Below are 26998 nucleotides of genomic sequence, written 5' to 3' on the forward strand. Positions count from 1 at the left end.
TGATTAAAGGTCTAAAAGCTGCCGGTTATCGCGCAAGCGGTCCATCGTTCTGACCAGTTCGGCACTGATGCCGGGTTCAGACAGCGCATGACCAGCGCGCGGGATCACACGCAGTTCACTTGTCGGCCAGGCCTGCGCCAGATTCCACGCTGAAATCGGCGGGCAGATCATGTCCAGTCGGCCTTGAACGATACAGCCCGGAACATCCCGTATTCTATCAATCTGCCGGATGATCTGATTATCGCATTCCAGAAAACCACCGTTGATAAAATAGTGGTTTTCCAATCGCGCAAAGGCCCGCGCATAATCCGCGGGGCTTTCACCGCGAAATCCGTCGTTGTTGATGGACGCCAGTGCATTTTCCCAAGCGGCCCAGGCACGCGCGCACCGCGTTTCCAGCATCATATCGCCTGAAAAAAGGCGGCGGTTATAGGCCAGTATCAGATCATCGCGTTCGTCTTTGGGAATTGGCTGCAGGAAACGGTCCCATAGATCAGGATAAAAGTTCCCGGCACCACCGCCATAAAACCACTCAAGTTCATTACGGGTCATCAAAAAGACACCGCGCAACGCCAGATAAGCGGCCCGGTCGGGATGCGACTGCGCGTAAAGTAGCGACAGCGTTGCACCCCAACTGCCCCCGAAAACGATCCATCGTTCAATATTCAGAACCTGTCGGATCTGTTCAATATCGTTTATCAGATCCCAGGTTGTGTTGTTTTCGATGCTGGCGTGGGGTCTGGACCGCCCGCAGCCGCGCTGATCAAACAGGATGATCCGATAATGCGAAGGATCAAAATAGCGCCGCATGGCGGGGCTGCAGCCCCCACCTGGACCGCCGTGCAGCACGACAACCGGAACCCCATCGGGATTACCGCATTGTTCCACATACAGCCGGTGCCCGCCGTCGACTGCCAACATCCGTTGATCAAACGGATCAATCAGTGGATAAAGATACTGGCTTGCGCGTTTATGGTCTGCGTTTTTGTCCATAACTGACCTATATAAGGCCTAAACGTTTTCCGCCACAGGAACTGAGCGAAAGGAACAGAAAGAATGCAAGCTGCTGAAAGCACTGTTGATCAGTCCGAAATTGCCAAGTTCGAAGCCATGGCTGCCGAATGGTGGGATCCCAATGGAAAATTCAAACCGCTTCATATGCTGAACCCCTGTCGGTTGGACTATATCACCAAACAGATTTCGGTGGATTTCAAACGTGATCTGGATGCCGATAAGCCGTTTGAGGGGCTTAGGTTGCTGGATATCGGTTGCGGCGGCGGGCTTTTGTCGGAACCGATGGCGCGTTTGGGTGCATCTGTTGTCGGCGCAGATGCGGCCGAACGCAACATTCCTGTTGCCCGTGTTCACGCCGAACAATCAGGTCTGGACATTGATTATCGGCACACAACCGCAGAGGCGCTGGTCGAAGAGGCTGAAAAATTCGATGTCGTTTTGAACATGGAGGTTGTCGAGCATGTGGCCGATCCATTGGCCTATCTGACGGCCTGCCAGCGCCTTTTGAAACCAGGCGGTCTGCACATTTGCTCGACCATCAACCGTAATCCCAAAAGCTTTGCGGCTGCTATCGTTGGGGCGGAATATGTCATGCGATGGTTGCCCAAGGGCACGCATGAATGGCAAAAATTCATCACGCCGGACGAACTGTTCGAATTGCTGAAGAAAGCGGGCCTTGACCCCGTTGATCGCAAGGGTTTTGTGTTCAACCCCATCACCTGGAGCTGGAAGATATCCGAACGGGACACCAGCGTGAATTACGTGACCGCCAGTGTAAAACCGCTTTAACCCTGTTCGCCCAGTTTGATCCTGAGTTCGCGCAACAACGGTATGGCCGCGCGGACCCGATCAGGCCCGATATCTTTTACAACTTCGGCGATCAGGGGTGTGATTGCCTGTAAAGCCGCGTCGCGTGCCGACCGGCCAGCAGGACTGATAGCCACCATTTTGCGCCGCGCATCATCCCAGTCGGGCCGGATGTGAACAAAACCAGACAGCTCTAGCTTGCTAAGGGTGTTCGTCATGGCGCCGCGTGTGACATGAAATATGCCCGCCAGCTGAGCAGGCGTTTTTTCGGACCCGGTATGCGCCAGATGATTGAGCACCGAAAAATGCGAAAGCTCCATTCCTTTTGGCAAAACCTTTGACACCCGGTTGCGGGCCAGCTGGTCGGCGGTCAGGATTTCACTGAATAAAGACGCGGCCAGCGCGTCATTCTGGTCTGTCATCAGGGCCCTTCAAACGATCGGTCATGGGTTAAAGATGGAATACGCTTCCGCGCTTTTGCCACGTCTTCCATGTCCAGATCAATCAAGGTAACCCCGGTTTCCGTGCCGGCATCCGCCAAAACATCGCCCCAAGGCGAAATTGCCATGCTGTGCCCATATGTTTTGCGACCCTTGTGCTGGCCGATCTGCGCCGGTGCCAGAACAAAACACCCCGTTTCAATCGCCCGCGCCCGCAGCAGCGTTTCCCAGTGCGCGGCACCGGTCACAGGCGAAAAAGCAGAAGGCACAGTGATAATCTGCGCGCCTGCTTGCGCCAGGGTTCGATAAAGATGCGGGAAGCGGATGTCATAGCAGATCGTCATGCCAACCCGCCCAAAAGGTGTAACTGCCAAAGTGGCCGACTGACCGGGGCGGTATCCTTTGGATTCCTGATAACTTTCATCCTTTGATAGCTGAACATCAAACATATGTATCTTATCGTACCGTGTGGCGATATCACCCGTTGGCGAAATCAGAAAAGATCGGTTCGCGAACCGACCATCAGGGTCGTCGGTCTTCAACGCCAGTGATCCAATCAGAAGCCATATGCCCAGTCGTGCTGCATCCTCGCGCAAGGCACTTAGCGTCAGATCATGCTGTTCAGACGACAAGACATCCGTTTGACGGGCACGGCTGGTCGATACACAGTTCGTCACTTCCGGCGTCAGAATAAATTCGGCGCCCGAACCGTGCGCGCGCTCTATAAGTTGTTGCGTCACAGGCAGATTTTCCGCGGGATCGTCCCCCGAATTCAACTGAAGAAGAGCAACCTTCACCACCTATGCCGCCAAAAGCGCATCCAGCTTGCCCGCCCGTTCAAGGGCATAAAGATCATCGCAGCCGCCAACATGCGTTTCACCGACAAAGATTTGCGGCACCGTATGCCGACCATGGGCGCGCTGCATCATTTCAGCCTTGCGCGGAGGATCGGCCAGAACATCATACTCGGCAAAGCTGACGCCCTTTTCATCCAAAAGCCGTTTCGCCGCATGACAGAAACCGCAAAGTGGCGATGTATACATTTCAACCGATTTCATCAAAGACTCCGTTTTCCGTGTTATCCTTGATTTAGGTGTCTTTTGCCACCCGCGCCAGTACCAGAACGGAAACGTCCGATGCACCGGCTGCATAGCAGGCCTCGGTCGCGGCAGCCAAAGTGGCACCTGACGTCATGACATCATCAACCAAAAGCACCGGACGATCCTGCACCCGATTGACGCGTTTGCTGTGGATGTGGATGGCGTCTGACAGAATATCGAACCGTTCTTCAACCGAAACGCCCTCCAAAGGGCGGGTACGTTTGCGTCGGATCAAAAGATCGGGACAGTATTCCAGCGACAAATGGCGCGCGGCACGGTGGGCCAGCAAGGCAGACTGGTTATATCGCCGCATCAAAAGGCGTTGCCAATGCAGGGGGACCGGTGTGACCAACATATCGGGTTGTACCAGATCCCACGCAACCCGCGCCATCCATTCACCAGCCGGGCGGGCCAGATCGGTGCGATCTGCATGTTTCAACTGCAACACCATCTTGCGACCGTTGCCCTTGTACAGCATGGCCGCACGACCGTGGCTCCATGGCCGGGCAGTTTTGATGCAGTCGTCACATAAAATGTCTTCCTCGGCCTCACCTGGCAAAGGCACGCCGCATTTGTCGCAGGTCGCACCGCCAATGAACGCCGTGTCGCCCCAGCACTTTCCGCATAATGCAAAGTCACTTTCTGTCATTTCATCACAGGTCAGACACTGTGACGGATAAATCAGTTTCAAAGCGGTTTGCATCTGGCGGCAGCCTTTCTAAGTTATGCACCATGACCCAGCCACCTGCCCTGACAGATACCGTCGCCTTGCGGCGCAACCGGACCCAACGCCTGAACCCCACGGCGCTTTTCCTGCATGAAGAGGCAGCTTTCGAACTTAAGGAAAGACTCAACGAGGTTAATAGAGACTTTAAAAACGCGGCCCTTGTCGCACCTTTTTCGAATATCTGGGCTGAGGCCTTTCCAAATCATCAGATCGTCCCGGATTCCGAGGTGCTTGATCTGACCGAAGCCACCCATGATCTGATCATCCACGCCATGTCCCTTCATTGGGCCAATGACCCCGTCGGTCAGTTGATCCAATGTCGCCGTGCCTTGAAGCCGGATGGGTTGCTGTTGGCGATATTTCCGGGCGGTCGGACGTTGAACGAGCTTCGAACGGTTTTCACAGCGGCCGAGGTTCAGGTCACCGGCGGCTTATCCCCCCGCATCGCGCCGATGCCCGAAATTCGGTCTGTCGGATCACTATTGCAACGCGCAGGTCTTGCGCTGCCCGTGGCCGACAGCGTTCAGATAAACACCAGCTATCCTGATTTGCACGGGCTGATGGCGGATTTACGTGGCATGGGTGAGGCAAACGCGCTGTCCGCACGCCCCAAAACCATGACCCGTCGCGCCCTTTTTACCGAGGCTGACCGACTCTATCGCGATCAGTTCAGCGACAGCGATGGGCGATTGAAGGTCACTTTTGAACTGATATGTCTGACAGGCTGGGCGCCCGATGCCAGCCAGCCGCAACCCCTTCGCCCCGGATCGGCCACCAGTCGTTTGGCTGACGCTTTGGGCACCCGCGAAAGCCCCGCCGGCGAAAAGGTGCGCCCAGGTTAATTTGACCTTCGCCCAAAAGCGTATATCTGGCTTTGCAAGGGACAACGCGTTACAGATACAGGAATTATGATGTTGGATGCAAAATCAGGTGTGACGATCGCTGATGACGATATGAACCAGGCAAAGTGCCCGGTACATGCGCCTGATGATCATCCCAAAATTCGTGGTGAAAAGATTGGTGTTCTGCTGGCCAATCTGGGAACGCCGGATAATTACGACTATTGGTCCATGCGCCGCTATCTGAATGAATTCCTGTCAGATCGTCGCGTGATCGATTATAGCCCATGGATCTGGCAGCCGCTGCTTCAGCTGATTATTCTGACGAAACGGCCATTTTCCAGCGGTGCGGCCTATAAGTCGATCTGGAATGAAGAGGCCGGTGAAAGCCCGCTGATGACAATCACCAAGGCCCAGACCGTGAAGGTCAAGGCCAGGATGGCGCAGCAATATGGCAATGACGTCATGGTCGATTTCTGCATGCGCTATGGCAATCCGTCGACCAAATCAAAAGTGCGTGCGATGATCGACGCAGGCTGCCGCAAGATCCTGTTTTTCCCGCTTTATCCGCACTACGCTGGGGCGACCTCAGCCACGGCCAACGACCAGTTTTTCAGGTCATTGATGGATGAAAAATGGCAACCGACAACGCGAACGGTGCCGGCCTATTACGAACATCCGCTTTATATTGAAGCCTTGGCAGAATCTGTCGAACGCAGCTATGCGGATATGGACGAAAAGCCGGATATTCTAGTCTGTTCCTACCACGGTGTGCCGCAACGATACCTGATGGAAGGTGATCCCTATCACTGCCAATGTCAGAAAACGACACGGCTATTGAAAGAACGTCTGGGCTGGGAAGATACCCAAATTACAACAACATTTCAGTCACGCTTTGGCCCGGAAGAGTGGCTGAAACCCTATACAGTTGAAGAAGTCGCGCGTCTGGCAGAAACCGGCAAGAAACGCATTGCTGTTATTGCGCCCGCGTTCTCGGCCGATTGCATCGAAACGCTGGAAGAGATCAACGAAGAGATCAAGGAAAGCTTTGAAGAGGCCGGGGGTGAACATTTCACCTATATTCCGTGCCTGAACGACGATGATGCGCATATCAAAGCACTTTGCAGTGTCATTGATGACAATCTGAAAGGCTGGATAGACTGAAAAAGCGGCCGTTTTGGCCGCTTTCCTCAGATCAGAAGCACCTGTGTCCCAACTTTGGACAGCGTGTAAAGTTCTGATATATGTTCATTATAAAGGCCCACACAGCCGTTTGATGAACGGCGACCGATCTTTCGCGTATCATGCGTTCCGTGAATCCGGTAAAATGTCCAGGATAAATACAGCGCGTGTGTTCCCATAGGATTGTCTGGGCCAGGTGGTACAAAATCCGGCCATTCCGGGTTGCGCTTTTTCATTGATGGTGTCGGGCGCCAGCTTGGGCCCTCGACCTTACGGACAATAGACGTGCGACCACGGCGCGTCAGTTCTTCGCTGACAGGCACACTTGTTGGGTACAGTTTATAGACGCTTTCATCTTCGGACCAGAAATGAAGAGCACGGGACGTGATATCAACCAGCACAGCACCGTTTTTCAGATCCGAGAAGTAAGGACGCCAATCCAAAGAGCGGAAGCTTGATATATTACGGCGAATTGTACTGGAAATATCGCTTTCAAATTGAGTCGAATTCTGGTTTTGCGCAATCGCAGGTGCCGCAACGCAGGCCGCTGTTGCTGCCAGAAACGTACGGCGACTGAAAGAATTTTTTCTTGTTTTGTTCATTTATGGCCCCGGTTTGCAGATTCGCTATCAAGCATAGCATAAGATATGGTTAGAATGCCGCAGTCGCAAATCAAACGCTTGTTAGATACACAAGTTCCGCAGATGTGGGGTTGAACAGCAACGCAGTTGCGATAAATCGGGGCAGTCAATACGCGGGTTATAAAAAATGAAAAGACTTTTTCCTGTTTTTCTTGCACTCAGTCTAGCGATTTCTGGCTGTAGCACAGTTACACCCCCTGCGGTTGGCTCGGACGGTAAACCTTTACCGCAGATTTATCGCATATCTCCTTTGGATCGTGCACAAATTCAGTTCCGCATGCTGGATTCGGTGAACGCACTGCGAAGTGCTGCGGGCGCGCCCGCGGTTGAACTGAATGCGAAACTGAACGCCGCTGCCGCAACGCATTCACGTGATATGTCAGTACAAAACCGGCCGTGGCACTTTGGGTCGGATGGATCATCACCGTTGGATCGTGTCCAACGTGTCGGATACCGCGGTACGTTAACCGGCGAAAATATATCGGAAACCTATGAGACTGAGCTGGAAACACTGGCCGCCTGGATGGAAAAACCCGATACTCGCCGTGTTATTCTGGACAGCGAGGCTGATGAAATGGGCTTTTCCTGGCATCAGGACCGCGGCGGAAAAATCTGGTGGACGCTGGTCATGGGCCGCAGCAATCCTTAAGGCATGATCCTGATAGGCGTGCCGTCTCGCACCATCGCATAGATATCTTCCATTTCGCGATCCGTCACAGCGATACATCCCCAGGTCCAGTCACGGCCGGGTCGCTTGTAAATCGGACCGCGTCCGTGGATAAATATATCGCCCCCGGGATCCTGACCCAGAGCTTCAGCTTCGGCAATGTCTTGTTCGTTGGGATAGGAAATACCTAAAGACAGGTGAAAATCACTGTTCGGATTGCGCCGGTCAATGATGTAGTCACCTTCGGGCGTTCGACCGTCGCCTTCGATAACCTTGTCACCCGCTGGTGCGAACCCCAGGTCGATATCATAGCTTTTCAGAACATCGCCGTGGTGCATCAGATACATTTTGCGTTCAGACTTTAGCACATAGATCTGGGTCACCTCAGGACCGTTATAGGTTCTAAATTTGCTGGCACATGCCGCAAGCACAACAAGTCCGATAACAACAAGAAAATACTTCAAAGCCCGCATAAGGTTTATGTGCCCGATATTTATTAACAGCCCCTTACGATAATTCAGTGTTTTCACAAAGCGGATTTTTGCCAGTCACTTGTCTGAAAGCCTTTTTTCTATGGCGTCCAGACGCGCCAGAACCTGATCGCGATAGGCATCTGTTCGTTCATTTTCTTCCTGAGAATGCGCATCCTGCATCGAGTTGACGATCAGACCGACCAACAGGTTCACAACTGCGAACGTCGTCACCATGATGAAGGGGACGAAGAATGCCCAGGCATATGGAAAGACTTCCATCACGGGACGCACAATGCCCATCGACCAGCTTTCAAGAGTCATGATCTGAAAAAGCGAATAGGCCGATTTTCCTAGGCTGCCGAACCACTCTAGCAGTTGTGCATGGTGCTGCGGCGTACAGGTTGCGATACCCAAATCAAGGCATCCATTGCCAAAAAGCTTGGTGGCCATGACGGCCCCGATATAAAAGATAATGCCCATCAGCAAAAAGACCGAACCCATCCCAGGAAGTGCGCTGATAAAGCCTTCGACCACACGCCGCAGCCTGGGGGTGGCCGATATCACGCGCAGAACCCGCAGAATACGCAACGCCCGCAAGACGCTGAAGGTCTGCGCACCGGGCACCAGGGCAATTCCGACAATCACGAAATCAAACAGATTCCATCCCGATTTGAAAAACCGCCAGCTGTGTGCAACCAGTTTCAGCGCGATTTCGACAACAAACACGGCCAGACAGATGCGATCCAGCGTCAGGATAAGCGTACCAAAACGGTCCATGATGGGTTTTGATGTTTCCATCCCCAAAATCACGGCATTGAACAGAATGACACCAATGACTGTGTTGCGTACAATGGGTTTTTCCAGCCAAACGGCTAGTTTTTCTCTTAAGGTCATCATTATCCCCGATATACCGGCGCAGATATCGTGGTTTCGCGGCAATGCAGCAAGACTACAGGGCAGGAAAATTTAAAAACGCACCTCACTGCGGCTTTAATACACAGCATTCCATCAGGATCTGTTTGAAAAAACAGCGACAAGCTCAATATGCGTTGACCATCTGAACTGATCCACGACATGCAGATCACCAAGATTGTAGCCGCCCGCCACCAACATGGCCGCATCTCTGGCAAAGGTCACAGGATTACAGGAAACATAGCAAATCTTGCCAATTTTGCTTTTGATCAGTTCAGTGACCTGTGCTTCCGCCCCCGCGCGCGGGGGATCAATGACAGCGGCATCATATGGGGCCAGTTCGTCAGGTAGAACTGGCCGACGAAACAAATCACGGTCCTCGGTCGTAACTTTCCGAAGACCGTCCGCTGTACGCCAGCCTTGATGCAATGCCAGCAACATCTCGGCATCGGCCTCGACCGCGTGAACGGACGTAAAGCTGGCCAATGGCAAGGCAAATGTTCCGCATCCCGCAAACAGATCAATCACCTTTCGGGCATCTTGAACCGCGCGCATAACATGGTTGATCAGGGTGGTCTGGCCATCCGGCGTCGCTTGTAGAAACGCACCGGGTGGCGGCGTGACCTGTGCACGACCAAAGGATTGAAATGGCTGCGAAAGCTGGTATAAAATCTCGCCGTTCCAGGTCAGTCTATTGAATGGTCTCTGACTGGCAGTCGCACCAAGTTGAGCGCGCAACGCATCGGTTATCGGTTTCGCATCGTCGATCGCAAGGTCGATGGCGTTCAAATTCTCGGTCACAATCAAAGACACAGGTGCCTTACGCGACGCTGCCATCATCGTCATTGCCTCAAGATCAGGGAATGTCGCCAAAATCCGGTTTGACAGCACCCGACAATCCGTGACCGACGTGATGATATTGGTTGATTTGCCATGAAATCCTACGATGGCCCCGCTTTTTGTGCGTCGTCCGGCAAGTTTGGCCCGCCTACGTGAATTTGGGGGCGAACTATGGATCGTCGCGACATCGGTGTGAATGCCATGTGCCTGCAAAGCGGTTGTAACGATGTTCTTCTTCCAGGTCGCGACAAATGCATCCGAGGCGTGCTGCAACGAACAGCCCCCACAGATTTTGTAGTGGGAACAAAGTGGTTTGACCCGATCAGAAGATGGTTTGATGATCTTAATATCGTCTATGCGATCATCGTTCAGAGTGCCGTCAATCTGTTCGCCGGGCAAAGTTCGCGCGGCAAAAACCGGACCATCTGCTATGCCGTCACCCTGATGCCCCAGACGCTGGATCGTCCAGGTCATTCAGCCGCCTCATCAACCGCAATAAACCCGCCAGACTGACGTCGCCAGTATCGGGCATAGATGCCATCCTTGCGTAATAAGTCTTCATGCGCGCCCTGTTCGACGATTTCGCCATCTTCCATCACAATGATCCGATCCATCTGTGCAATGGTTGATAAACGGTGAGCAATGGCTAAGACGGTTTTACCCTGCATGACATAGGTCAGGGCCGTCTGGATCGACGCTTCGACCTCACTATCCAGGGCACTTGTCGCTTCGTCCAAAACCAAAATGGGCGCATCTTTCAAAATCGCCCGTGCCAAGGCAATACGCTGCCGCTGACCACCAGACAGTTTCACGCCACGTTCGCCAAGATAGGCGTCATACCCTTTGCGGCCGCGATGATCCTGCAAACCTTTTATGAACTCATGCGCCTCGGCTTTACGGGCGGCTGTAAAGACCTCTTCCTCGGTCGCGTCAGGCTTGCCATAGCGGATATTGTCCAGGGCAGAACGGTTGAACATTGCCGTTTCCTGAGTGACCATCCCGATATGACGACGCAAACTTTCCTGAGTGACGTCGCGAATATCGTAGTCACTGATGTGGATAGCACCCCGTTCAGTGTCGTAAAGACGCAGCAGCAGCGCAACCAATGTTGATTTCCCCGCACCTGACGCCCCGACAATACCCAGTTTTTCACCCGGTTTGATCGACAGGTTGATGTCACGGATACCCCCCGCTTCACGACCATAGGTAAAGGTCACATCATCAAATGCGATACTGCTTTCCGTCATCTTTAGTTCGGTAGAGTTATCAGCGTCCTTTAACGAATACGGCGGGGATAATGTGCGGATGCCGTCCTCAATCTCGCCAATGTTCGCGTACATCCCCAGGAATGAAAAACTGACCCAGCCGGTCATTTGTGCAATACGAATGGCAATAGCGCCCGAGGCTGTGATATCGCCCGGTGTCGCTGTGCCATTCGTCCACAACAGGATCGTGCCACCGATCAGAAGCACCGGCAAAAGGCCCGCCAAAGTCATCAACGCCAGACGAAAGCCCGCGGAAAGATAACCAAAATCCAAGGCCTTGCGCTGAAAATCCTGCATGGCATTCAATGCGGCCCGATCTTCGTGATCAGCATGGGCAAACAGTTTTACGGTTTTGATATTTGTGATCGTATCGATGACCTGACCCGACACCATGGTTCGGGAATTTGCACGGGCAGACGATCGTTTGCGGATGCGTGGCAGAAACCACCGCAGCATCAGAATATAGGCCGCCAGCCACAGGCCAAGCACCAACGAAATCCGCCAGTCGATGCCGCTTAGCAGGATAATCGCCCCGATGATTGAAGCGAACGAAAAGGCCAGAACTGTAACAGCTTCGATCACGACATCGCTGATCGCCCGAGCCGTTTGGGTTTGTTTCTGTGCAATCCGACCCGCGAAATCATTGTCGAAAAATGTGACGGATTGGCCCATTGTCCAACGATGCAGGCGCGACAGGACCAAAGGATAAAGGTTGGGCCCGATCGAAATCGAATTGATAGCCGCCGAAAATCCGATGAAAATGGGCCGTATCGCCAAAAAGAACAGCACAAATACCACTACGAAAAACCAGTTTTCGCTGAAAAAAGTCGCCGGGCCGCTGTTGATGGCCAAATCAATGACGCGTCCCAGGATCAGCGCGCTGACAACTTCGAACGTGCCGACGATCGCAGATATAATGGCGGCGCCGATGATAACGCGCCATGATCCCGCCAGCCCCCAGCGAATGAACGACATCAGTTTTTGGGGCGGCGGACCATCGGCCCGTTTGAAGGGATCAATCAGCTTTTCGATAAACATGGCTGTCTCGTTTCCGGCGCTGGTGGGCCGATAAGGCTGGCAACCCCGGACAAGCACGGGGCGGCACGTTGTAATTCAAGTTGTTCGGCTTTGGCTTATCTATAGCAGCCCATGACGCAAAGAAAACCCGCCAACTGCTGTGAAATTCAGATGTGCAAGGGAACGCCTATAGCGACAGCAGCTGCGCTTTGGTCATCTTGAACCCCGATTTGATCCACTGGTCTTCAAGCTGGCTCAGCTTGTCCCCAAGATCTTTTCCCTGAAACTGGTCCATCAGATCAGCAGACTTGACAGGAAAGGTCGATGATGCCGCCATATCAATCAGATCACCATCGACGCCGGCCAAGGGCGTTTCAAAAATAGCTGACCGAAGCAGCATAACATCCTGCGCCATCTGCGCGCCATTTCGGTAGGCAATCTCGGCAAGGGATGTTCCGTCACTAATAAAGCTCGTCAGGTTCTTTAGCTGCTGCGCCTCTGCCCGACTGAGGCGAAGGGCGTCCGGAGCCTTATGTCCACCCAAAGCTGCTAACCGGCGGATCGGATCGGATGGTTGATCTTCGTCCAAATGCACCAGCGGATAAAGAGCCTTGGGGTCAGCCCCAGGTAAGGCTTGCATCAATACGCCCGTCTGATGCATCGCAGCTACGCTTGGCCCCGGGTCTTTGGCCGCCAGAAGTTTTTTGATTTCAGAGCCAATGCGTTCTTTCGACAGGCTATCGATACCCTGGGCATTTCTGGCGCAAGCATCCAGCGCATCACCGTCTAACCCGTTTGAGATATCGCCATAATATGCATGAAACCGAAAGAACCGCAAAATACGCAGATAGTCTTCACGAATGCGCGCATCGGGGTCTTCGATAAATCGGATGCGTCTGGCCTGTAGGTCAGGCAACCCGCCTAGCGGATCGATGATTTTGCCATCAATGTCAGCATAAAGCGCGTTCATCGTAAAATCGCGCCGCCGGGCATCATCTTCGATCTTGTCGGAATACGCCACAACAGCACGACGGCCGTCAGTTTCGACATCACGCCGATAGGTCGTAACCTCATGCGGGATATGATCAGCGATGACAGTGACTGTTCCATGATCAATGCCCGTTGGGATGACTTTGAAACCAGCAGCGGTGCAAATTGCGATGACGTTATCCGGCTGTGCATTGGTCGAAATATCAATATCGCTGATCTGAAGGCCCATCAGCGCATTGCGAACGCAACCACCGACATAGAATGCTTCGTATCTGTCAGAGTTCAGGCACTGCATCACCTGACGCGTCCCAGATTTTTCGATTGAGGTAGGGTCGATACGTGTCACGATTGCAAACTGTCAGCCAATGATCGCAAGATGCGCGCCGTTGCGCCCCAGATATAGTATGGTCCGAACGGCACCGTATAATAAAAGCGCTGCTGACCCAACCATTCACGTGATTCAACGCGAAAATGCTGCGGGTTTGTGACGTGATCCAGCGGTACTTTAAAGACCTCGTCCACCTCTCCGTACTCTGGTATTGCGTAGAAAGGCTTTGTGACAAACGACAAAACAGGTGTCACAAGAAAGCCGGTAACCGTTTCATGCGGGGGCAGTTCGCCCAGGATTTCAACGCAGTCGCGGGGCAAACCGATTTCTTCCTGGGCCTCACGCAATGCCGTATCGGTCAGATCATGATCATCGTCATCTTGCTTGCCACCCGGAAATGCGATTTGGCCGGGGTGATGGCGCATCGCGGATGATCGTTTTGTCAGCAAAACATACGCATCACCGTGAATAATCTGTGTCGCGACCAGAACTGCGGCCGGACGCAGTTTACGACCGGTCGGTCCTTTCGCCCCCTTGTTCAGATCATAATCAGACGTAGGCCTGATGGCGTTTTGAAAAACCTCTGAAAGCCAGGCCTTGGTATTAGGTCTTGTCACGCTCGGCCGCCTCAAACCCAAGGGTTTTTGGATCAAATTCATAATGCGCGCCACAGAATTGACAGTCCGCCGTGACGATACCTTCGGGTGTTGTCATGTGTTCGATGTCTTTATCTGAATAGATCGACATGCTTTGACGAACCTTGTCTGACGAACAACTGCATCCGAATTCGATGGGCTGGGCGTCAAAGACCCTTGGCTCTTCTTCGTGAAACAATCGGATCAACAGGTCAGTAGGGTCAACCGACGGGCCGACCAGCTCCATCTCTTCGACTGTGTCCAGAAGAATATTGGCACGGTTCCAGTTTTCTTCAGCCTCGCCTTCCAGCATATCACCGGCCTGCAAAAGGCCTTCTTCGCCCGAACCGCCATCGCCCACCGCGAAGGGTGACGCCTTTGGCATATGTTGTAGCAATATTCCCCCGGCCCGCCATTGTTCGGATTCGGCTGGCTGTCTGGATTGACCGAAACTGATGGAAAAGCGGCTTGGGATTTGTTCAGACTGGGCAAAATATGTTTCGGCACAGGCAGAAAGTGATCCGCCGGAAATTGGCGTGATCCCCTGATACGGCACCATCCCTTCGCCCTGGTCGATCAGAATTGCAAAGTATCCCTTCCCGATTTGAGAAAACGGGTCAGCCCCAAAAACAAGTTTTTCCTGATCATAACTCGCATAGGCGCGGATACGGGCCGGTTTGCCGTCTTCGGTCGGGCCATAGTAATCGGTTGCAATCAGGCGGGCCGCACCATCACCACGGACCTGCAGTGACAATTTCCACCGCAGCTTGATTGTCTGACCGATAAGTGCAGTCAATACACACATTTCAGCAACAAGTGCTTCGACTTGCAGCGGGTAGTTGTGTTGCGACAATACCTGATCCAGAACACCGTCCAGTCGCGCGACACGGCCGCGAATATCCGATCGGTCAAGCTGAAACGGCAGGACTGTATCGTCCCACGCGATTTTTGAAGTCAGTGTCATGGGGTTTCCTTAACTGCCTTTGATTGGCATACGGGTGCAATATAGCAATGAAACCATACGATCCAAGCAGGAAGCGGAAAGATGGCCAGACGGTTTGGCGAACGTATTGATAAGAAAGCAAAATATAAGGTGCGGCCTGGTTGCTATGCAATACTGATCCGTGGCCGAAGTGTATTGTTGACCTATCAGATGCACCCGCATTACGAATTTCAGTTGCCCGGTGGTGGTATAGATCCGGGCGAAAACCCACTAAGCGCTTTGCATCGCGAAGTTTACGAAGAAACCGGCTGGCATATATCTGCGCCACGGAAACTGGGTGTCTATCGCAGGTTCACATATATGCCCGAGTACGAGATGAATGCTGAAAAAATCTGTCACATCTATGTTGCCAGACCGGTTCTGGCACTGACGCAACCATCCGAGCCAGATCACCTTGCCGTATGGATGCCCATAGAGGGCGCTATTTTTTCTGTCGACTCCGATGGTGATCGCCATTTTTTGGAACGGTTTTATGGCTGATATTCAATCAGAATGGCCGAAACGTCATCATTGAATTCAGTCGAACCCGCAAAATCCTCAAGATTAGACTTTATGCTTTCCAGCAGATCATTGCCTTTCAGATGTCTGTTTACCTTCAGTATGTCAGATATTCCTTCGTATCCCAGAAACGCGCCGTGCTGGTTTTCACATTCATCAATCCCGTCTGATGCAATCAGAAGACGGTCCCCAGGACTAAGAATAACTTCAAACTCGTCATAGGTCGCTTCCCTGATCAATCCAATCGGCAGGCCACCATTGCCAAGGGGCTGCAGCACACCATCAGCCTTTTGAAGTATCGGATGCGGATGGCCGGCCTGGGTCACAACCATCTTACCGGTCTTCAAATCAAGGTGCGCCAAAAGCATTGTGAAATAAAGCTCGGTATCGATTTCGTTAAAGATCTGCTCATTCAGATACTTCGCAACCTGAGAAGGCGGCCGCGGCCTGAACTGACCATCGACATTTTTCAGCGCGATATTTTGCTTTGGATTAGTGCCGGATAAATAACCCGCCAAACGCGCGGTCATCAATGCGGATGAAATACCATGACCGGAAACATCTATAGCATAGAAACCGACAGAGGTTTCGTTGATTGGGAAAAAACCAACCAGATCACCCCCAACATGGCCCGTCGAATGCAGTAACAAGGAAACATCTGCGTTGCGCAGTCGGCGGTGTCTTTCGGGCACCAATGATTGCTGAAGTTTCTTTGCTTCGCGCAGGTCAATATCGACCGCATCATAGACGGATTGAAGCTCTTGCAATGTTGAACTGACAAGCCGGTTTTTTTCTTTCAACTCACGTTCCATACGCAGGATACGTTCGCCCGCATTGATACGTGACCGCAATTCCAGCGCATTGATCGGTTTGATCAGGAAATCGTCAGCGCCAATATCAAGACCCCGCGCGATGTCTTCCTTTTCACTTTTTGAGGTCAAAAGGATAAAATAACCATAATCATCACGGTCCAGGGCACGGAATTCGCGACAAAATGCCAAACCGCTCATACCGGGCATCATCCAGTCGCTGATAATCAGATCGACAGGCTGTGTCTTGCATATTTCAAGCGCATCTTCGCCACAGTCGGCCTCGACCACATCATAGCCCCAACGCGACAGCGACGCCGTCAGGATACGGCGCTGCAGACGGCTATCGTCCACGACCAGAACACGCTGGATCGATCGACGTGGTTCTTCCAGATGCGCTTCGACATCGATGCTTTCATCAATCAACATTTTATTTCCCACACACTCACTATGGGCCTTAATTGACTGATGAATTTTAAGAATGAGTGAAACTTCGAATTGAAACAATGAAATCTTTAACAATTACGATTTGTTAGAAAATTCATGCGAATTTGCCCAAAAGGTTAGGAGTGGACAATGATCGATTGGGCCAGAGTATCTGAATTGCGGGACGAAGTCGGGGCGGACAGCTTCGACGAAGTGGTGACGCTTTTTCTAAGTGAAGTTGATGATGTTCTATCAGATCTGAAAACCACGCCGGGGGGTGTGATCACCCACGAAACAATGCATTTTCTGAAAGGCTGCTCGCTGAATCTTGGGTTTCAAAAACTGTCCAGCACTTGCGCCCAGCTTGAGATTAAACTGCAGAAAGAAGATGATTTCGTCGCTGATCTGTCTGAGATTGAGACAATCTATAATGACTCAAAACAACAGTTTCTGGACCAGCTTGCAAAGGAAAACGGCTAGATCAGAAATTCTGACAGCAGTTCATCTTCGGTTATATCACGATACGTGAAGCCCGCCTGGGTCATTCGTTCCTTAAGGTCCTTAAAATTATCGGCATTTTTGGTCTCAATACCGATCAGAACCGATCCGAAATTTCGTGCTGATTTTTTCAGATATTCGAAACGGGCAATGTCATCCTGCGCGCCAAGCATGTTCAAAAACTCTTTCAATGCACCGGGGCGCTGAGGCAGGCGGAGTATAAAGTATTTCTTCAAACCCAGATATCGCTGGGACCGCTCTTTGACCTCGGGCAGTCGTTCAAAGTCGAAGTTGCCACCAGAAGTCACACAAACAACGGTCTTTCCGCGAATAATCTGTTGGATATCTTGTAAGACATCAATCGCAAGCGCACCGGCGGGTTCCAACACAACGCCTTCAATGTTCAACATCTCAAGTATTGTTGCGCAGATACGATCTTCGGAAACCGTCAGGATTGATGTCGGATCAACCGTCTTCAACACATCGAACGTATTTTCACCAAGTTTCGCAACGGCCGCACCATCGACGAATGTATCAACGCGGTCCAGCGCAACGGGCTGTCCGGCCCGAAGGGCTGCGGTAAAGTTCGCACCACCGCGCGGTTCGACAAAAATCAGCTGAGTATTTCCCCCGATAGCTTTAAAATAAGAAAAAACCCCGGCGGACAGACCGCCGCCACCGACGGGTAAAACAATGACATCCGGTGGCTTGGGCAATTGTTCCAGTAACTCAACAGCGACAGATGCCTGACCTTCGATCACATCGGTATCGTCAAAAGGCGACAAAAAATGCGCCCCTTTTTCCGTGCAGAATGACTGCGCGGCCTTCAGAGTTTCGTCGAAGTAATCCCCAGTCAAACTGATTTCGATGTTATCGCCGCCAAAAATCCTGGTTTTGCTGATCTTCTGCTGGGGTGTGGTGACCGGCATGAAAATCACACCCTTCACATCAAAATGCCTGCACATATAGGCCACGCCCTGGGCGTGATTGCCCGCGCTGGCACAAACGAATGTCGTACGAGAAGGGTCGTCAGCCAAGGTTTTCCGCATCGCATTGAACGCCCCGCGGATTTTATAGGACCGAACCGGCGACAAATCTTCCCGCTTCAGCCAGATTTCGGCGCCATATCGGGCAGAAAGATGCGCGTTGTGTTGCACCGGTGTCGGCGGAAAAACCTTTCGCATCTCTTTTTCGGCGGATCGGGCGTTTTGTGCAAATTCCTTCATCAGACACATCTGTCTTGAAATGAGGTACGACGCAAGTGTCGCCCTTGCTTGCCCTGCCCTCAAAAACTCGATATCGGGCGAAAAACAAAATGGAGATTTCGCATGTCTTCCCCGAAAAAAGTAGTGCTGGCGTATTCAGGCGGCCTTGATACCTCAATTATTCTGAAATGGCTGCAAACCGAATATGCGTGTGAGGTGGTTACCTTCACCGCCGATCTTGGCCAGGGGGAAGAACTAGAACCGGCCCGCAAAAAGGCTGAAATGCTGGGCGTGAAAGAGATCTATATCGAAGATCTTCGCGAGGAATTCGTGCGGGATTTCGTCTTTCCGATGTTCCGCGCAAATGCACTGTACGAAGGTCTTTATCTGCTGGGCACATCGATCGCACGGCCTTTGATTTCGAAACGGTTGATCGAGATTGCAGCAGAAACAGACGCAGATGCGATTTCCCATGGTGCCACCGGAAAAGGTAATGATCAGGTTCGATTTGAACTATCCGCCTATGCATTGAACCCGGATATCAAGGTGATTGCCCCTTGGCGTGAATGGGATTTGAGCAGCCGAACAAAATTGATCGATTTTGCCGAGAAAAACCAGATACCAATCGCAAAGGACAAACGCGGCGAGGCGCCGTTTAGTGTTGATGCCAATCTGTTGCACACATCGTCCGAGGGCAAAGTGCTGGAAGACCCCGCGCAGGATGCGCCGGATTATGTTTATCAGCGTACCGTTCATCCCGAAGATGCCCCGAATGAGCCTGAGTTTGTCGAAGTGACGTTTGACAAAGGTGACGCTGTTGCGATTAACGGCGAAGCGATGTCGCCCGCCACGATCCTGACAAAGCTGAACGAACTGGGCGGTAAACACGGGATTGGGCGGCTTGATCTGGTCGAGGGCCGATTTGTCGGGATGAAATCGCGCGGTATCTACGAAACGCCGGGTGGTACGATCTTGTTGGAAGCGCATCGCGGCATCGAACAGATCACCTTGGACCGTGGAGCGGCGCACCTAAAGGATGAGCTGATGCCGCGCTACGCCGAACTGATCTACAACGGTTTCTGGTTCAGCCCCGAACGCGAAATGCTGCAGGCCGCGATTGACAAAAGCCAGGAACATGTCACCGGTACGGTTCGTCTGAAACTTTATAAAGGTCTTGCACGCACGGTCGGACGCTGGTCGGATCATTCCCTGTATTCTGAAGAGCATGTGACGTTTGAGGATGACGCAGGCGCTTATGATCAGAAAGACGCTGCAGGCTTTATCAAACTGAACGCCCTGCGCCTGCGTCTGATAGCGATGCGGAACAAACGCCTGAAATAATCTGTAAACATCGTGTGACGTCACAGTGCAGTGAATTGCATTACACGCTGTCGCCCGTCAGGGTCATCACAAAGGAGATGACCCATGACCTATAGTTTTCAGAAAACAAAACCGATCCTTCTGATCGTTGCGATGGTTGTCGGTTTTCTTATCAATTGTGAAAAAGTGATGGCCGCTGAAACCCGTACGCTGACTGTAGCGGGGGGCTGTTTCTGGTGCGTTGAAGCCGATTTTGAAAAAGTGCCCGGTGTGATCGAAGCTGTGTCTGGATTTACTGGCGGCACCGTCGCAAACCCGACTTACAAGCAAGTCGTGCGTGGCGGAACGGGCCATTATGAAGCCGTTCAGATCACCTATGATCCCAGCCAGGTAACCGAGCGCCAGTTGCTGCATATGTTCTTCCGCTCAATCGATCCGACAGATGCAGGTGGCCAATTCTGCGACCGCGGCGAAAGCTATCGCACCGCTATTTTCGCAGCTGATCCCTCTCAGCAGCAGGCTGCTGAAACGGCCAAACGCAATGCCCAGCGTGACCTGGGACGCAAAATTGTGACGCCGGTTTTGTCAGTCGACACGTTTTATCCGGCCGACGCTTACCATCAGGACTACTATAAAAGCTCAACTGTGATTTTGACCCGCTTTGGCCCCCGTCAAAAATCCGAAGCGTACAAACGTTATCGCGCCGCTTGCGGTCGCGATGATCGGGTCAGGCAGCTTTGGGGGAACGACGCCCCGTTTATCGGCGGCTGATCATATCGGTCTCTGACAGAAACACGCTGACATCATCGATTGAGGGGATAGCATCGGCTGTCCCCTCTTTCGTGACCATCAATGCGCCTGCGGCCGAGGCAATGCGCAGGGCTTCCTGAACAGGTTTACCCTGGTCAAGCGAGGCTGCGAAAAAGCCCAGAAACGTATCGCCCGCGCCCGTCGTATCAACCGCTTTAACCTTGAACGCCGGTGCGTTGATCTTGGTTTTGTTATCCGTCCAATAGGCACCGTCCGAGCCCAGCGTCACCAATTTCTGCGGCACGTCAATCTGTTGAAATTGATCGGTCAGTTGCTGCATCTCAATCCGGTTCACAGCCAACATTGTGACGAAAGGCAAAACCGCCATGACACTGTCCGCATCGAAAGGGGCTGCAGAGTAGATGACCCGCATACCCCTCTCCAAAGCAATCTGCGCCGCTTCAACTTGGTGCGACGTTTCGTTTTGTAAAAGCAGTGTATCGTCAGACCCGGCTGTATCCAAAGCCCGCTTTATATGTTGTGTCGACTGATTAGCATTTGCACCGGCAAAGATCGTAATTGAATTTTCACCTGCGTCGTCCACCTGAATAATGGCATGACCGGTCGGCGTATCGGTTTCCCGAACATGGCTGACATCAACGCCGTATTGCGTCATCCGGTCTTTGATCCAAATCGCATCATGTCCGATCGACCCAATATGCAAGACCTGAGACGCAGCGCGTGCCGCGGCGACGGACTGGTTCGTTCCCTTGCCCCCCAAACCCACGTGATAGCTTTCGGCCGCCAGCGTTTCACCCGGCTTCACCAGATGCGGAACCTGATAGAAATGATCGATATTGATCGAACCAAGGTTATAGATGGTCATCGGTCAGCCCGAATTCCCGACACCACAAGCTGCGATCACCGCCATGTTTAGAATATCGGTTTCCGTTGAAACGGTCGAACAGATCTGAATGGGCTTGTCGACGCCTGTCAGGATCGGACCCAGAACAGTAGCGCCCCCCATTTCCTGCATCAGTTTGACCGATATCGATGCCGAATGCCGCGCGGGAACGACAAGTACATTCGCGGGGCCGCTGAGCCGACTGAAGGGATAATTCTCCATCACCTGGGTGTTCAGGGCGACATCGACGGTCATCTCACCTTCGTATTCGAAATTCACACCGCGTTGGTCAAGGATGGTCGGCGCCAGATGCATCTTTTCGGCGCGTTCCGATACCGGATAGCCGAATGTTGAGAAACTGACAAAGGCCACACGCGGCTCAAGACCCAGATCTTCAGCAACTGCTGCGCCGTGGATTGCGATATTGGCCAGGTCGTTTTCATCGGGCCATTCGTGGACCAGTGTATCGGCGATCAAAACGATCCGACCCTTATGCAACAAAGCCGTCACACCAACGGCCCCATCCTGGGCCGAGGCATCGAAGACATGGTTGATCAGCCCTAAAACATGCGCTGATTTGCGGGTCGCGCCAGTCACCAAACCATCGCCATGCCCATGCGCCAACATCAGCGCTGAAAACACATGCCTGTCACGCGCGGCAAGGCGGTGGATATCGTGGCTATCGAACCCCTTGCGTTGTAACCGGTCGTAAAGGAACGACTTATAGCCATCCAAATGCCGCGTGTTTGCGGCATTCACCACGTCCAGCTCACGCACGGCATCACCAAGACCCGCCGCCTCAAGCTTCTCCTTCACATCGTTTTCGCGACCGACCACCAGTGCCTTGCCCATACCGGATCGTTGATACTGAACCGCTGCGCGCAGAACACGAGTGTCATCGCCTTCTGCAAAGATCATACGCGCTTGGGCCTGCTTTGCGCGGGCATGAATACCACGCAGGATCGAGGCCGTCGGGTCCATCCGTGATTTCAGGCTAAGTTCATACCCCTCCATATCGACAATCGGGCGACGGGCGACACCGGTATCCATACCGGCCTTGGCAACTGCTGGCGGGATTTTGTAGATCAACCGCGGGTCAAAGGGGGTCGGGATGATGTAGTCGCGCCCAAAACTCAGCTTGCGGCCATAGGCCATCGCGACCTCATCCGGTACATCTTCGCGGGCCAGTTCGGCCAGCGCCTCAGCGCAGGCGATTTTCATCTGATCGTTGATTGCCCTCGCGTTGATGTCCAAAGCGCCCCGGAACAGGTATGGAAATCCCAGCACATTATTCACCTGATTGGGATAGTCCGACCGACCTGTCGCAACAATCGCGTCGACACGAACATCATGGGCATCTTCCGGCGTAATTTCGGGGTCGGGATTGGCCATGGCAAAAATCACCGGGTTATCCGCCATGCTGGCAACCATATCAGGGGTGACGGCACCTTTGACCGACACACCAAGGAAGACATCAGCGCCTTTCATCGCCTCTTCCAAACTGCGGGCATCGGTCTTGGCTGCGTGTGCTGATTTCCATTGGTTCATGCCCTCGGTCCGGCCCTGATAGATCACGCCCTTGGTGTCGCAAACGATGCAGTTGTCATGTTTCGCGCCCATCGCCTTGATCAATTCAATGCAGGCGATCCCGGCCGCACCCGCACCGTTCAGAACGATCTTGCAGTCTTCGATCTTTTTCTTGGTCAGGTGCAGCGCGTTGATCAGACCCGCCGCACAGATCACCGCCGTTCCATGCTGATCGTCATGGAAGACAGGGATATCCATTTCCTCTTTCAGGCGCTGTTCGATGATGAAACATTCGGGCGCCTTGATATCCTCCAAATTGATGCCCCCAAAGGTCGGACCCATCAGTTTAACCGCGTTGATAAAGGCATCGGGGTCTTCGGTATCCAGTTCGATATCAATGGAATTCACATCAGCAAATCGCTTGAACAGCACCGATTTGCCTTCCATGACGGGTTTTGAGGCCAAGGCGCCCAGATTGCCCAAACCCAGAATAGCCGTCCCGTTAGAAATCACCGCAACCAGATTGCCTTTGTTGGTATAATCGTACGCCGTCTCAGGCGCATCAGATATCGCCTGAACCGGAACAGCCACACCCGGCGAATACGCAAGCGACAGATCGCGCTGCGTGGTCATCGGCACGGATGCATTGATTTCAAATTTCCCGGGCCGGGGCTTTAGGTGATATTCCAGCGCCTCTTCCGGGGTGAATTTGTTGTTTTTCATAAGTTTCTAAATCCCGCTGGGTTTTGGACAGTTTATTCACTGTTTTTCTGGGAAATGAAACTTTCGATTTTTTCGATCAAGAACCAGACCTGTCTGATTGGCTAGTTTCGCAATCTCTTTGTCCAGCTTTCGGTTATTCAATTTCGTGAAAATTGATTTCAACGGGATCAGCGCCCTGTCCCCAAATCCATCAACCAGAACAAAACGACGCACTGATTTCTTGACCTCTAAAACGATGTTTTTAGGTTTCAGGTCATAGGCAACGATATGAAATCCATAAAGGTCTTCGACAAACTGATTAAGCAGGTTCAGCTCCGTCTGGGTAAATCCGTCGGTCTGCAAAAGATCCTGCAGTGTCGGTGCAATCTTTCCCATCTCATCTGATATCATACGCACCAACTGACCAATGCCCTGATCCGTTGGAACGGTCCCGAAAATGCGCGGCAGCGGAGGGCGTCGACCCAGTTTTTCCTGCATCATCAAAGCACTGATGTATGCCGCATATTCACGCATAAAAAGGATGTATGGGCCAAGTGTCATCCGTTCGTACAGGTTATCCATAGGTCTTTTGCGGTGCTTTTCTTTTATCACCTTGACCAACTGCCTGTTATTGGATGGGCTTTTATAGATCAATCGCTCAGACCCTTGGGCAAAGGGTTCCAAATTGGCAAGATCAATTTGATTAGACGGCTTCATTCTATTTCTACCAGTCTTCATTTCAGAAGACGCAAATGCTTTTAACTGCTGATCGTTCTAGTTAGAGTAATCAGGCCGAAAAGTACAGCCCAAGGGCCGAGCAGTGACAAAACCCGTAACGCCGATGATGGCACAGTACCTTGAGATCAAGGGGCAGTATGCAGATGCCTTGCTGTTCTATCGCATGGGCGACTTTTACGAACTGTTCTTCGATGATGCCGTTGCCGCTGCTCAGGCGCTTGATATTGCACTGACGAAACGTGGAAAGCATGCGGGCGAAGACATACCGATGTGCGGTGTGCCGGTCCACGCGGCCGAAGGATACCTTTTGACGCTGATCCGGAAAGGGTTTCGCGTTGCTGTCGCTGAACAATTGGAAGATCCGAGCGAGGCGAAGAAGCGCGGTTATAAGGCCGTAGTCAAGCGTGATGTCGTGCGGCTGATTACACCGGGCACTTTGACCGAAGAGTCCCTGTTGGATGCGCGGCGGCACAATTACCTTACAGCATATGCCGAGATACGCGGTAGCGGCGCATTAGCCTGGACAGATATTTCGACAGGTACGCTTCATGCCATCGAATGCCCGCGCGTTCGCTTATCACCAGAACTGGCCCGGCTTGCCCCACGCGAACTATTGATATCAGAAAGTCTGGCATCTGAGCTGGATGAATTGACCGCCGAGATTGGAACCGCCACCACGCCGCTGTCCCGCGCAAGCTTCGACAGTGCAAACGGTGAAAAGCGATTGTGCGATCTGTTCAAGGTGTCATCGCCCGACGCCTTCGGTCAGTTTTCCCGGGCTGAGCTTGCGGCCCTGGGTGCAGTGATCGAATACCTTGATATCACGCAAAAGGGCCAACTGCCTTTGCTACAAACGCCCATTCGTGAAAACCGCGGTGGCGTTGTTCAAATTGATCCCGCGACACGTCGCAATCTGGAATTGACACAAAGCCTATCGGGGGGGCGCGAAGGATCGTTGATCCATTCTATTGATCGAACAGTGACAGCGGCCGGTGGGCGGTTGTTGGAAATCTGGATCAATGCACCATCCTATGATTTGAATCTGGTCCGATCCCGCCACGACGCCGTTGGGTTTCTGTTCGGTGATGCCAGGACGAAAGACGCACTTCGGGATGCGCTGAAGAAAACACCCGATATCGACCGCGCCATGTCGCGGCTGGGTGTCGATCGTGCTGGGCCGCGTGATCTAGCCTCAATCCGAAATGGTCTGATACAGGCGGCACAGATTTCTGGCATATTGGATAGCGATAGTTTGCCCGATGCTTTTGGCGATCTGCATGGCGCGCTGACGGGACATGACCCGCTGATCGAACTGCTGGACAATGCACTGATCGCCGAACCACAGCTGCTGACACGGGACGGCGGATTCATCGCCACCGGATATCATGAGGAACTGGATGAGGTCCGCACTCTGCGCGATGAAGGGCGAAGTGTTATTGCGGCGATGCAGGCGAAGTATAGTGAACTTGCCGCCGTCGGTTCTTTAAAGATCAAGCATAATAATGTTCTTGGGTATTTCATCGAAACCACGACAACACATGCCGAAAAGATGCTGTCGGCGCCGCTGTCAGAGACATTTATACACCGGCAGACAACTGCGAATGCTGTACGATTTACAACGGTAGAATTGTCCGAGCTTGAAACAAAAATCCTGAATGCCGGCAATCGTGCGTTAGAAATCGAAAAGCAGATCTTTGGGCATTTACGATCGCAGATTCTGGATCACGCGGGACCTATATCAACCACTGCACGTGCGCTTTCCCAGATTGATGTTTTTGCCGCCTTCGCTGATTTGGCTGCGGGTGAAAACTGGTGCAGACCCCATGTCGAAGATAGCAATGTGTTCGATATCGCTGGCGGTCGTCACCCTGTCGTCGAACTTGCGCTGCGCAAACAGGGGGCCGGGCCCTTTGTCGCGAATGACTGCAATCTGTCAGATGGCACAGAAGGTGCGGATATCTGGCTGCTGACCGGTCCGAATATGGCGGGTAAGTCAACATTTTTACGGCAGAACGCCTTGATCGCACTGTTGGCGCAGGTCGGATCATATGTTCCCGCGACATCAGCGCGGATTGGTTTGATATCGCAACTGTTTTCGCGTGTCGGCGCATCCGATGATCTGGCCCGTGGGCGGTCGACGTTCATGGTCGAGATGGTCGAAACGGCGGCCATTCTGAATCAGGCGGATGATCGGGCTTTGGTGATCCTTGATGAAATTGGTCGGGGCACGGCAACTTATGACGGGCTGTCCATCGCCTGGGCCACGCTTGAGCATCTGCATGATGTCAATCAGTGTCGCGCATTGTTTGCGACGCATTATCACGAAATGACAGCGCTGGCTGATAAACTGGCGGGCGTACAGAACGCCACGGTCGCGGTTAAGGAATGGGATGGCGATGTTATCTTTCTGCATGAGGTCAGAAAAGGCGCCGCAGATCGGTCCTATGGTGTGCAGGTCGCACGGCTGGCCGGTTTGCCCGACAGCGTTGTCGCACGGGCGCGTGTAGTTTTGGAAGCTTTGGAACAAGGCGAGCGTGAAGGTGGCGCGAAACCCAAAGCATTGATCGACGATCTGCCCTTGTTCAGCGCTGCCCCTATGGCCCCAATAGCGCAACAAAAAAATGAATCATCCAAGATCGAAACGCATCTGGCCGATATTAAACCAGATGAAATGACCCCGCTTCAGGCGCTTGAAGCATTGTACAAGCTGAAAGATCTTTCCAAATAGCCAACCTCGTCAC

General features: G+C 52.7%; 27 protein-coding genes. 9 read left to right on the forward strand and 18 right to left on the reverse strand.

Features of this window, described 5'->3' with window-relative positions; genetic code table 11:
- Positions 1-3: 3 nt before the first annotated feature.
- Positions 4-993, reverse strand: a complete 990-nt coding sequence (gene pip, locus H7848_RS00310; RefSeq protein ID WP_208347102.1) for a prolyl aminopeptidase — start codon at positions 991-993, stop codon at positions 4-6.
- Between the two features lie 63 nt (positions 994-1056).
- Between pip and ubiG the strand changes: the two genes are divergently transcribed.
- A complete protein-coding gene (ubiG, locus tag H7848_RS00315; RefSeq protein ID WP_208347104.1) occupies positions 1057-1803 on the forward strand; it encodes a bifunctional 2-polyprenyl-6-hydroxyphenol methylase/3-demethylubiquinol 3-O-methyltransferase UbiG in 747 nt (248 codons plus the stop codon).
- Here ubiG and H7848_RS00320 read toward each other — a convergent pair.
- Genes H7848_RS00320 through H7848_RS00335 form a run of 4 tightly spaced genes read right to left on the reverse strand, consistent with a single transcriptional unit; the run spans position 1800 to position 4064 of the window.
- On the reverse strand, positions 1800-2243 hold the full coding sequence (locus H7848_RS00320; RefSeq protein WP_208347105.1) for a MarR family winged helix-turn-helix transcriptional regulator: 444 nt from the start codon (positions 2241-2243) through the stop codon (positions 1800-1802). The two genes, ubiG and H7848_RS00320, sit on opposite strands and share 4 nt — an antisense overlap.
- Positions 2243-3058 (reverse strand): carbon-nitrogen hydrolase family protein, encoded by an 816-nt coding sequence (locus H7848_RS00325; protein ID WP_208347106.1) that lies wholly within the window; start codon positions 3056-3058, stop codon positions 2243-2245. The genes H7848_RS00320 and H7848_RS00325 overlap by 1 nt, the downstream gene beginning before the upstream one ends.
- A 3-nt stretch (positions 3059-3061) precedes the next feature.
- A complete protein-coding gene (gene grxC / locus H7848_RS00330) occupies positions 3062-3319 on the reverse strand; it encodes a glutaredoxin 3 (RefSeq protein WP_208347107.1) in 258 nt (85 codons plus the stop codon).
- 31 nt (positions 3320-3350) lie between these two features.
- Positions 3351-4064 carry a ComF family protein gene (locus tag H7848_RS00335; protein ID WP_208347108.1) on the reverse strand — a complete coding sequence of 238 codons (714 nt, stop codon included), beginning with the start codon at positions 4062-4064 and terminating at the stop codon, positions 3351-3353.
- Positions 4065-4093: 29 nt separating this feature from the next.
- On the opposite strand from H7848_RS00335, the gene H7848_RS00340 reads away from it, so the two are divergent.
- Together H7848_RS00340 and hemH are read left to right on the forward strand one after the other, a co-directional pair.
- Positions 4094-4930, forward strand: coding sequence for a methyltransferase domain-containing protein (locus tag H7848_RS00340; protein ID WP_208347109.1), 837 nt, complete (start codon positions 4094-4096; stop codon positions 4928-4930).
- A gap of 69 nt (positions 4931-4999) precedes the next feature.
- Complete coding sequence (gene hemH, locus H7848_RS00345; protein WP_208347110.1) at positions 5000-6091, forward strand: ferrochelatase; 1092 nt, start codon at positions 5000-5002, stop codon at positions 6089-6091.
- A 26-nt stretch (positions 6092-6117) separates the two neighbouring features.
- Here hemH and H7848_RS00350 read toward each other — a convergent pair whose 3' ends face one another.
- On the reverse strand, positions 6118-6711 hold the full coding sequence (locus H7848_RS00350; protein WP_208347111.1) for a L,D-transpeptidase: 594 nt from the start codon (positions 6709-6711) through the stop codon (positions 6118-6120).
- A 166-nt stretch (positions 6712-6877) separates the two neighbouring features.
- On the opposite strand from H7848_RS00350, the gene dalA reads away from it, so the two are divergent.
- Positions 6878-7399: a divisome-associated lipoprotein DalA gene (gene dalA / locus H7848_RS00355; protein WP_208347112.1), complete on the forward strand. Its 522-nt coding sequence runs from the start codon at positions 6878-6880 to the stop codon at positions 7397-7399.
- Here dalA and H7848_RS00360 read toward each other — a convergent pair.
- The 7 genes from H7848_RS00360 to hslO form a co-directional block, all read right to left on the reverse strand.
- Entirely contained in the window at positions 7396-7890 is a 495-nt protein-coding gene (locus tag H7848_RS00360; protein ID WP_208347113.1) for a L,D-transpeptidase family protein, read from the reverse strand. The genes dalA and H7848_RS00360 overlap by 4 nt on opposite strands.
- A gap of 75 nt (positions 7891-7965) precedes the next feature.
- A complete protein-coding gene (locus H7848_RS00365) occupies positions 7966-8784 on the reverse strand; it encodes an ion transporter (RefSeq protein WP_208347114.1) in 819 nt (272 codons plus the stop codon).
- Positions 8785-8898: 114 nt separating this feature from the next.
- A complete protein-coding gene (locus H7848_RS00370) occupies positions 8899-10116 on the reverse strand; it encodes a class I SAM-dependent RNA methyltransferase (protein ID WP_208347115.1) in 1218 nt (405 codons plus the stop codon).
- The gene (locus H7848_RS00375) at positions 10113-11945 is read right to left on the reverse strand and encodes an ABC transporter ATP-binding protein (RefSeq protein WP_208347116.1); all 1833 of its coding nucleotides are present in this window, start codon (positions 11943-11945) and stop codon (positions 10113-10115) included. Before H7848_RS00375 ends, H7848_RS00370 begins: the two co-directional genes overlap by 4 nt.
- 166 nt (positions 11946-12111) lie before the next feature.
- A complete protein-coding gene (locus tag H7848_RS00380) occupies positions 12112-13260 on the reverse strand; it encodes a CCA tRNA nucleotidyltransferase (protein WP_336512041.1) in 1149 nt (382 codons plus the stop codon).
- On the reverse strand, positions 13257-13859 hold the full coding sequence (locus H7848_RS00385) for a CoA pyrophosphatase (protein ID WP_336512042.1): 603 nt from the start codon (positions 13857-13859) through the stop codon (positions 13257-13259). The genes H7848_RS00380 and H7848_RS00385 overlap by 4 nt, the downstream gene beginning before the upstream one ends.
- Entirely contained in the window at positions 13846-14841 is a 996-nt protein-coding gene (gene hslO / locus H7848_RS00390; RefSeq protein WP_208347118.1) for an Hsp33 family molecular chaperone HslO, read from the reverse strand. The genes H7848_RS00385 and hslO overlap by 14 nt, the downstream gene beginning before the upstream one ends.
- An 81-nt stretch (positions 14842-14922) precedes the next feature.
- Between hslO and H7848_RS00395 the strand changes: the two genes are divergently transcribed.
- Entirely contained in the window at positions 14923-15360 is a 438-nt protein-coding gene (locus H7848_RS00395; protein WP_208347119.1) for an NUDIX domain-containing protein, read from the forward strand.
- Here H7848_RS00395 and H7848_RS00400 read toward each other — a convergent pair.
- Complete coding sequence (locus H7848_RS00400; RefSeq protein WP_208347121.1) at positions 15351-16616, reverse strand: PP2C family protein-serine/threonine phosphatase; 1266 nt, start codon at positions 16614-16616, stop codon at positions 15351-15353. The two genes, H7848_RS00395 and H7848_RS00400, sit on opposite strands and share 10 nt — an antisense overlap.
- 147 nt (positions 16617-16763) lie before the next feature.
- Between H7848_RS00400 and H7848_RS00405 the strand changes: the two genes are divergently transcribed.
- On the forward strand, positions 16764-17093 hold the full coding sequence (locus H7848_RS00405) for an Hpt domain-containing protein (protein WP_208347123.1): 330 nt from the start codon (positions 16764-16766) through the stop codon (positions 17091-17093).
- Here H7848_RS00405 and ilvA read toward each other — a convergent pair.
- A complete protein-coding gene (gene ilvA / locus H7848_RS00410) occupies positions 17090-18337 on the reverse strand; it encodes a threonine ammonia-lyase IlvA (protein ID WP_208347125.1) in 1248 nt (415 codons plus the stop codon). The two genes, H7848_RS00405 and ilvA, sit on opposite strands and share 4 nt — an antisense overlap.
- A 102-nt stretch (positions 18338-18439) precedes the next feature.
- Between ilvA and H7848_RS00415 the strand changes: the two genes are divergently transcribed.
- Positions 18440-19657 (forward strand): argininosuccinate synthase, encoded by a 1218-nt coding sequence (locus tag H7848_RS00415; protein WP_208347127.1) that lies wholly within the window; start codon positions 18440-18442, stop codon positions 19655-19657.
- 84 nt (positions 19658-19741) lie between these two features.
- Entirely contained in the window at positions 19742-20407 is a 666-nt protein-coding gene (msrA, locus tag H7848_RS00420) for a peptide-methionine (S)-S-oxide reductase MsrA (RefSeq protein ID WP_208347129.1), read from the forward strand.
- Here the strand turns inward: msrA and H7848_RS00425 are convergent.
- The 3 genes from H7848_RS00425 to H7848_RS00435 are packed head-to-tail and all read right to left on the reverse strand — an operon-like array spanning position 20394 to position 24257.
- Positions 20394-21272, reverse strand: a complete 879-nt coding sequence (locus H7848_RS00425) for a ribokinase (RefSeq protein ID WP_208347130.1) — start codon at positions 21270-21272, stop codon at positions 20394-20396. The two genes, msrA and H7848_RS00425, sit on opposite strands and share 14 nt — an antisense overlap.
- A gap of 3 nt (positions 21273-21275) precedes the next feature.
- Positions 21276-23540, reverse strand: a complete 2265-nt coding sequence (locus tag H7848_RS00430; protein WP_208347131.1) for an NADP-dependent malic enzyme — start codon at positions 23538-23540, stop codon at positions 21276-21278.
- Between the two features lie 36 nt (positions 23541-23576).
- Complete coding sequence (locus H7848_RS00435; protein WP_336512043.1) at positions 23577-24257, reverse strand: YrbL family protein; 681 nt, start codon at positions 24255-24257, stop codon at positions 23577-23579.
- Between the two features lie 103 nt (positions 24258-24360).
- Here H7848_RS00435 and mutS point away from each other — a divergent pair, with 103 nt between their 5' ends.
- Positions 24361-26985, forward strand: coding sequence for a DNA mismatch repair protein MutS (gene mutS / locus H7848_RS00440; protein WP_208347439.1), 2625 nt, complete (start codon positions 24361-24363; stop codon positions 26983-26985).
- Positions 26986-26998 lie beyond the last annotated feature (13 nt).

This window comes from Pseudaestuariivita rosea (assembly GCF_017592335.1).
Taxonomy (GTDB): domain Bacteria; phylum Pseudomonadota; class Alphaproteobacteria; order Rhodobacterales; family Rhodobacteraceae; genus Parasulfitobacter; species Parasulfitobacter rosea.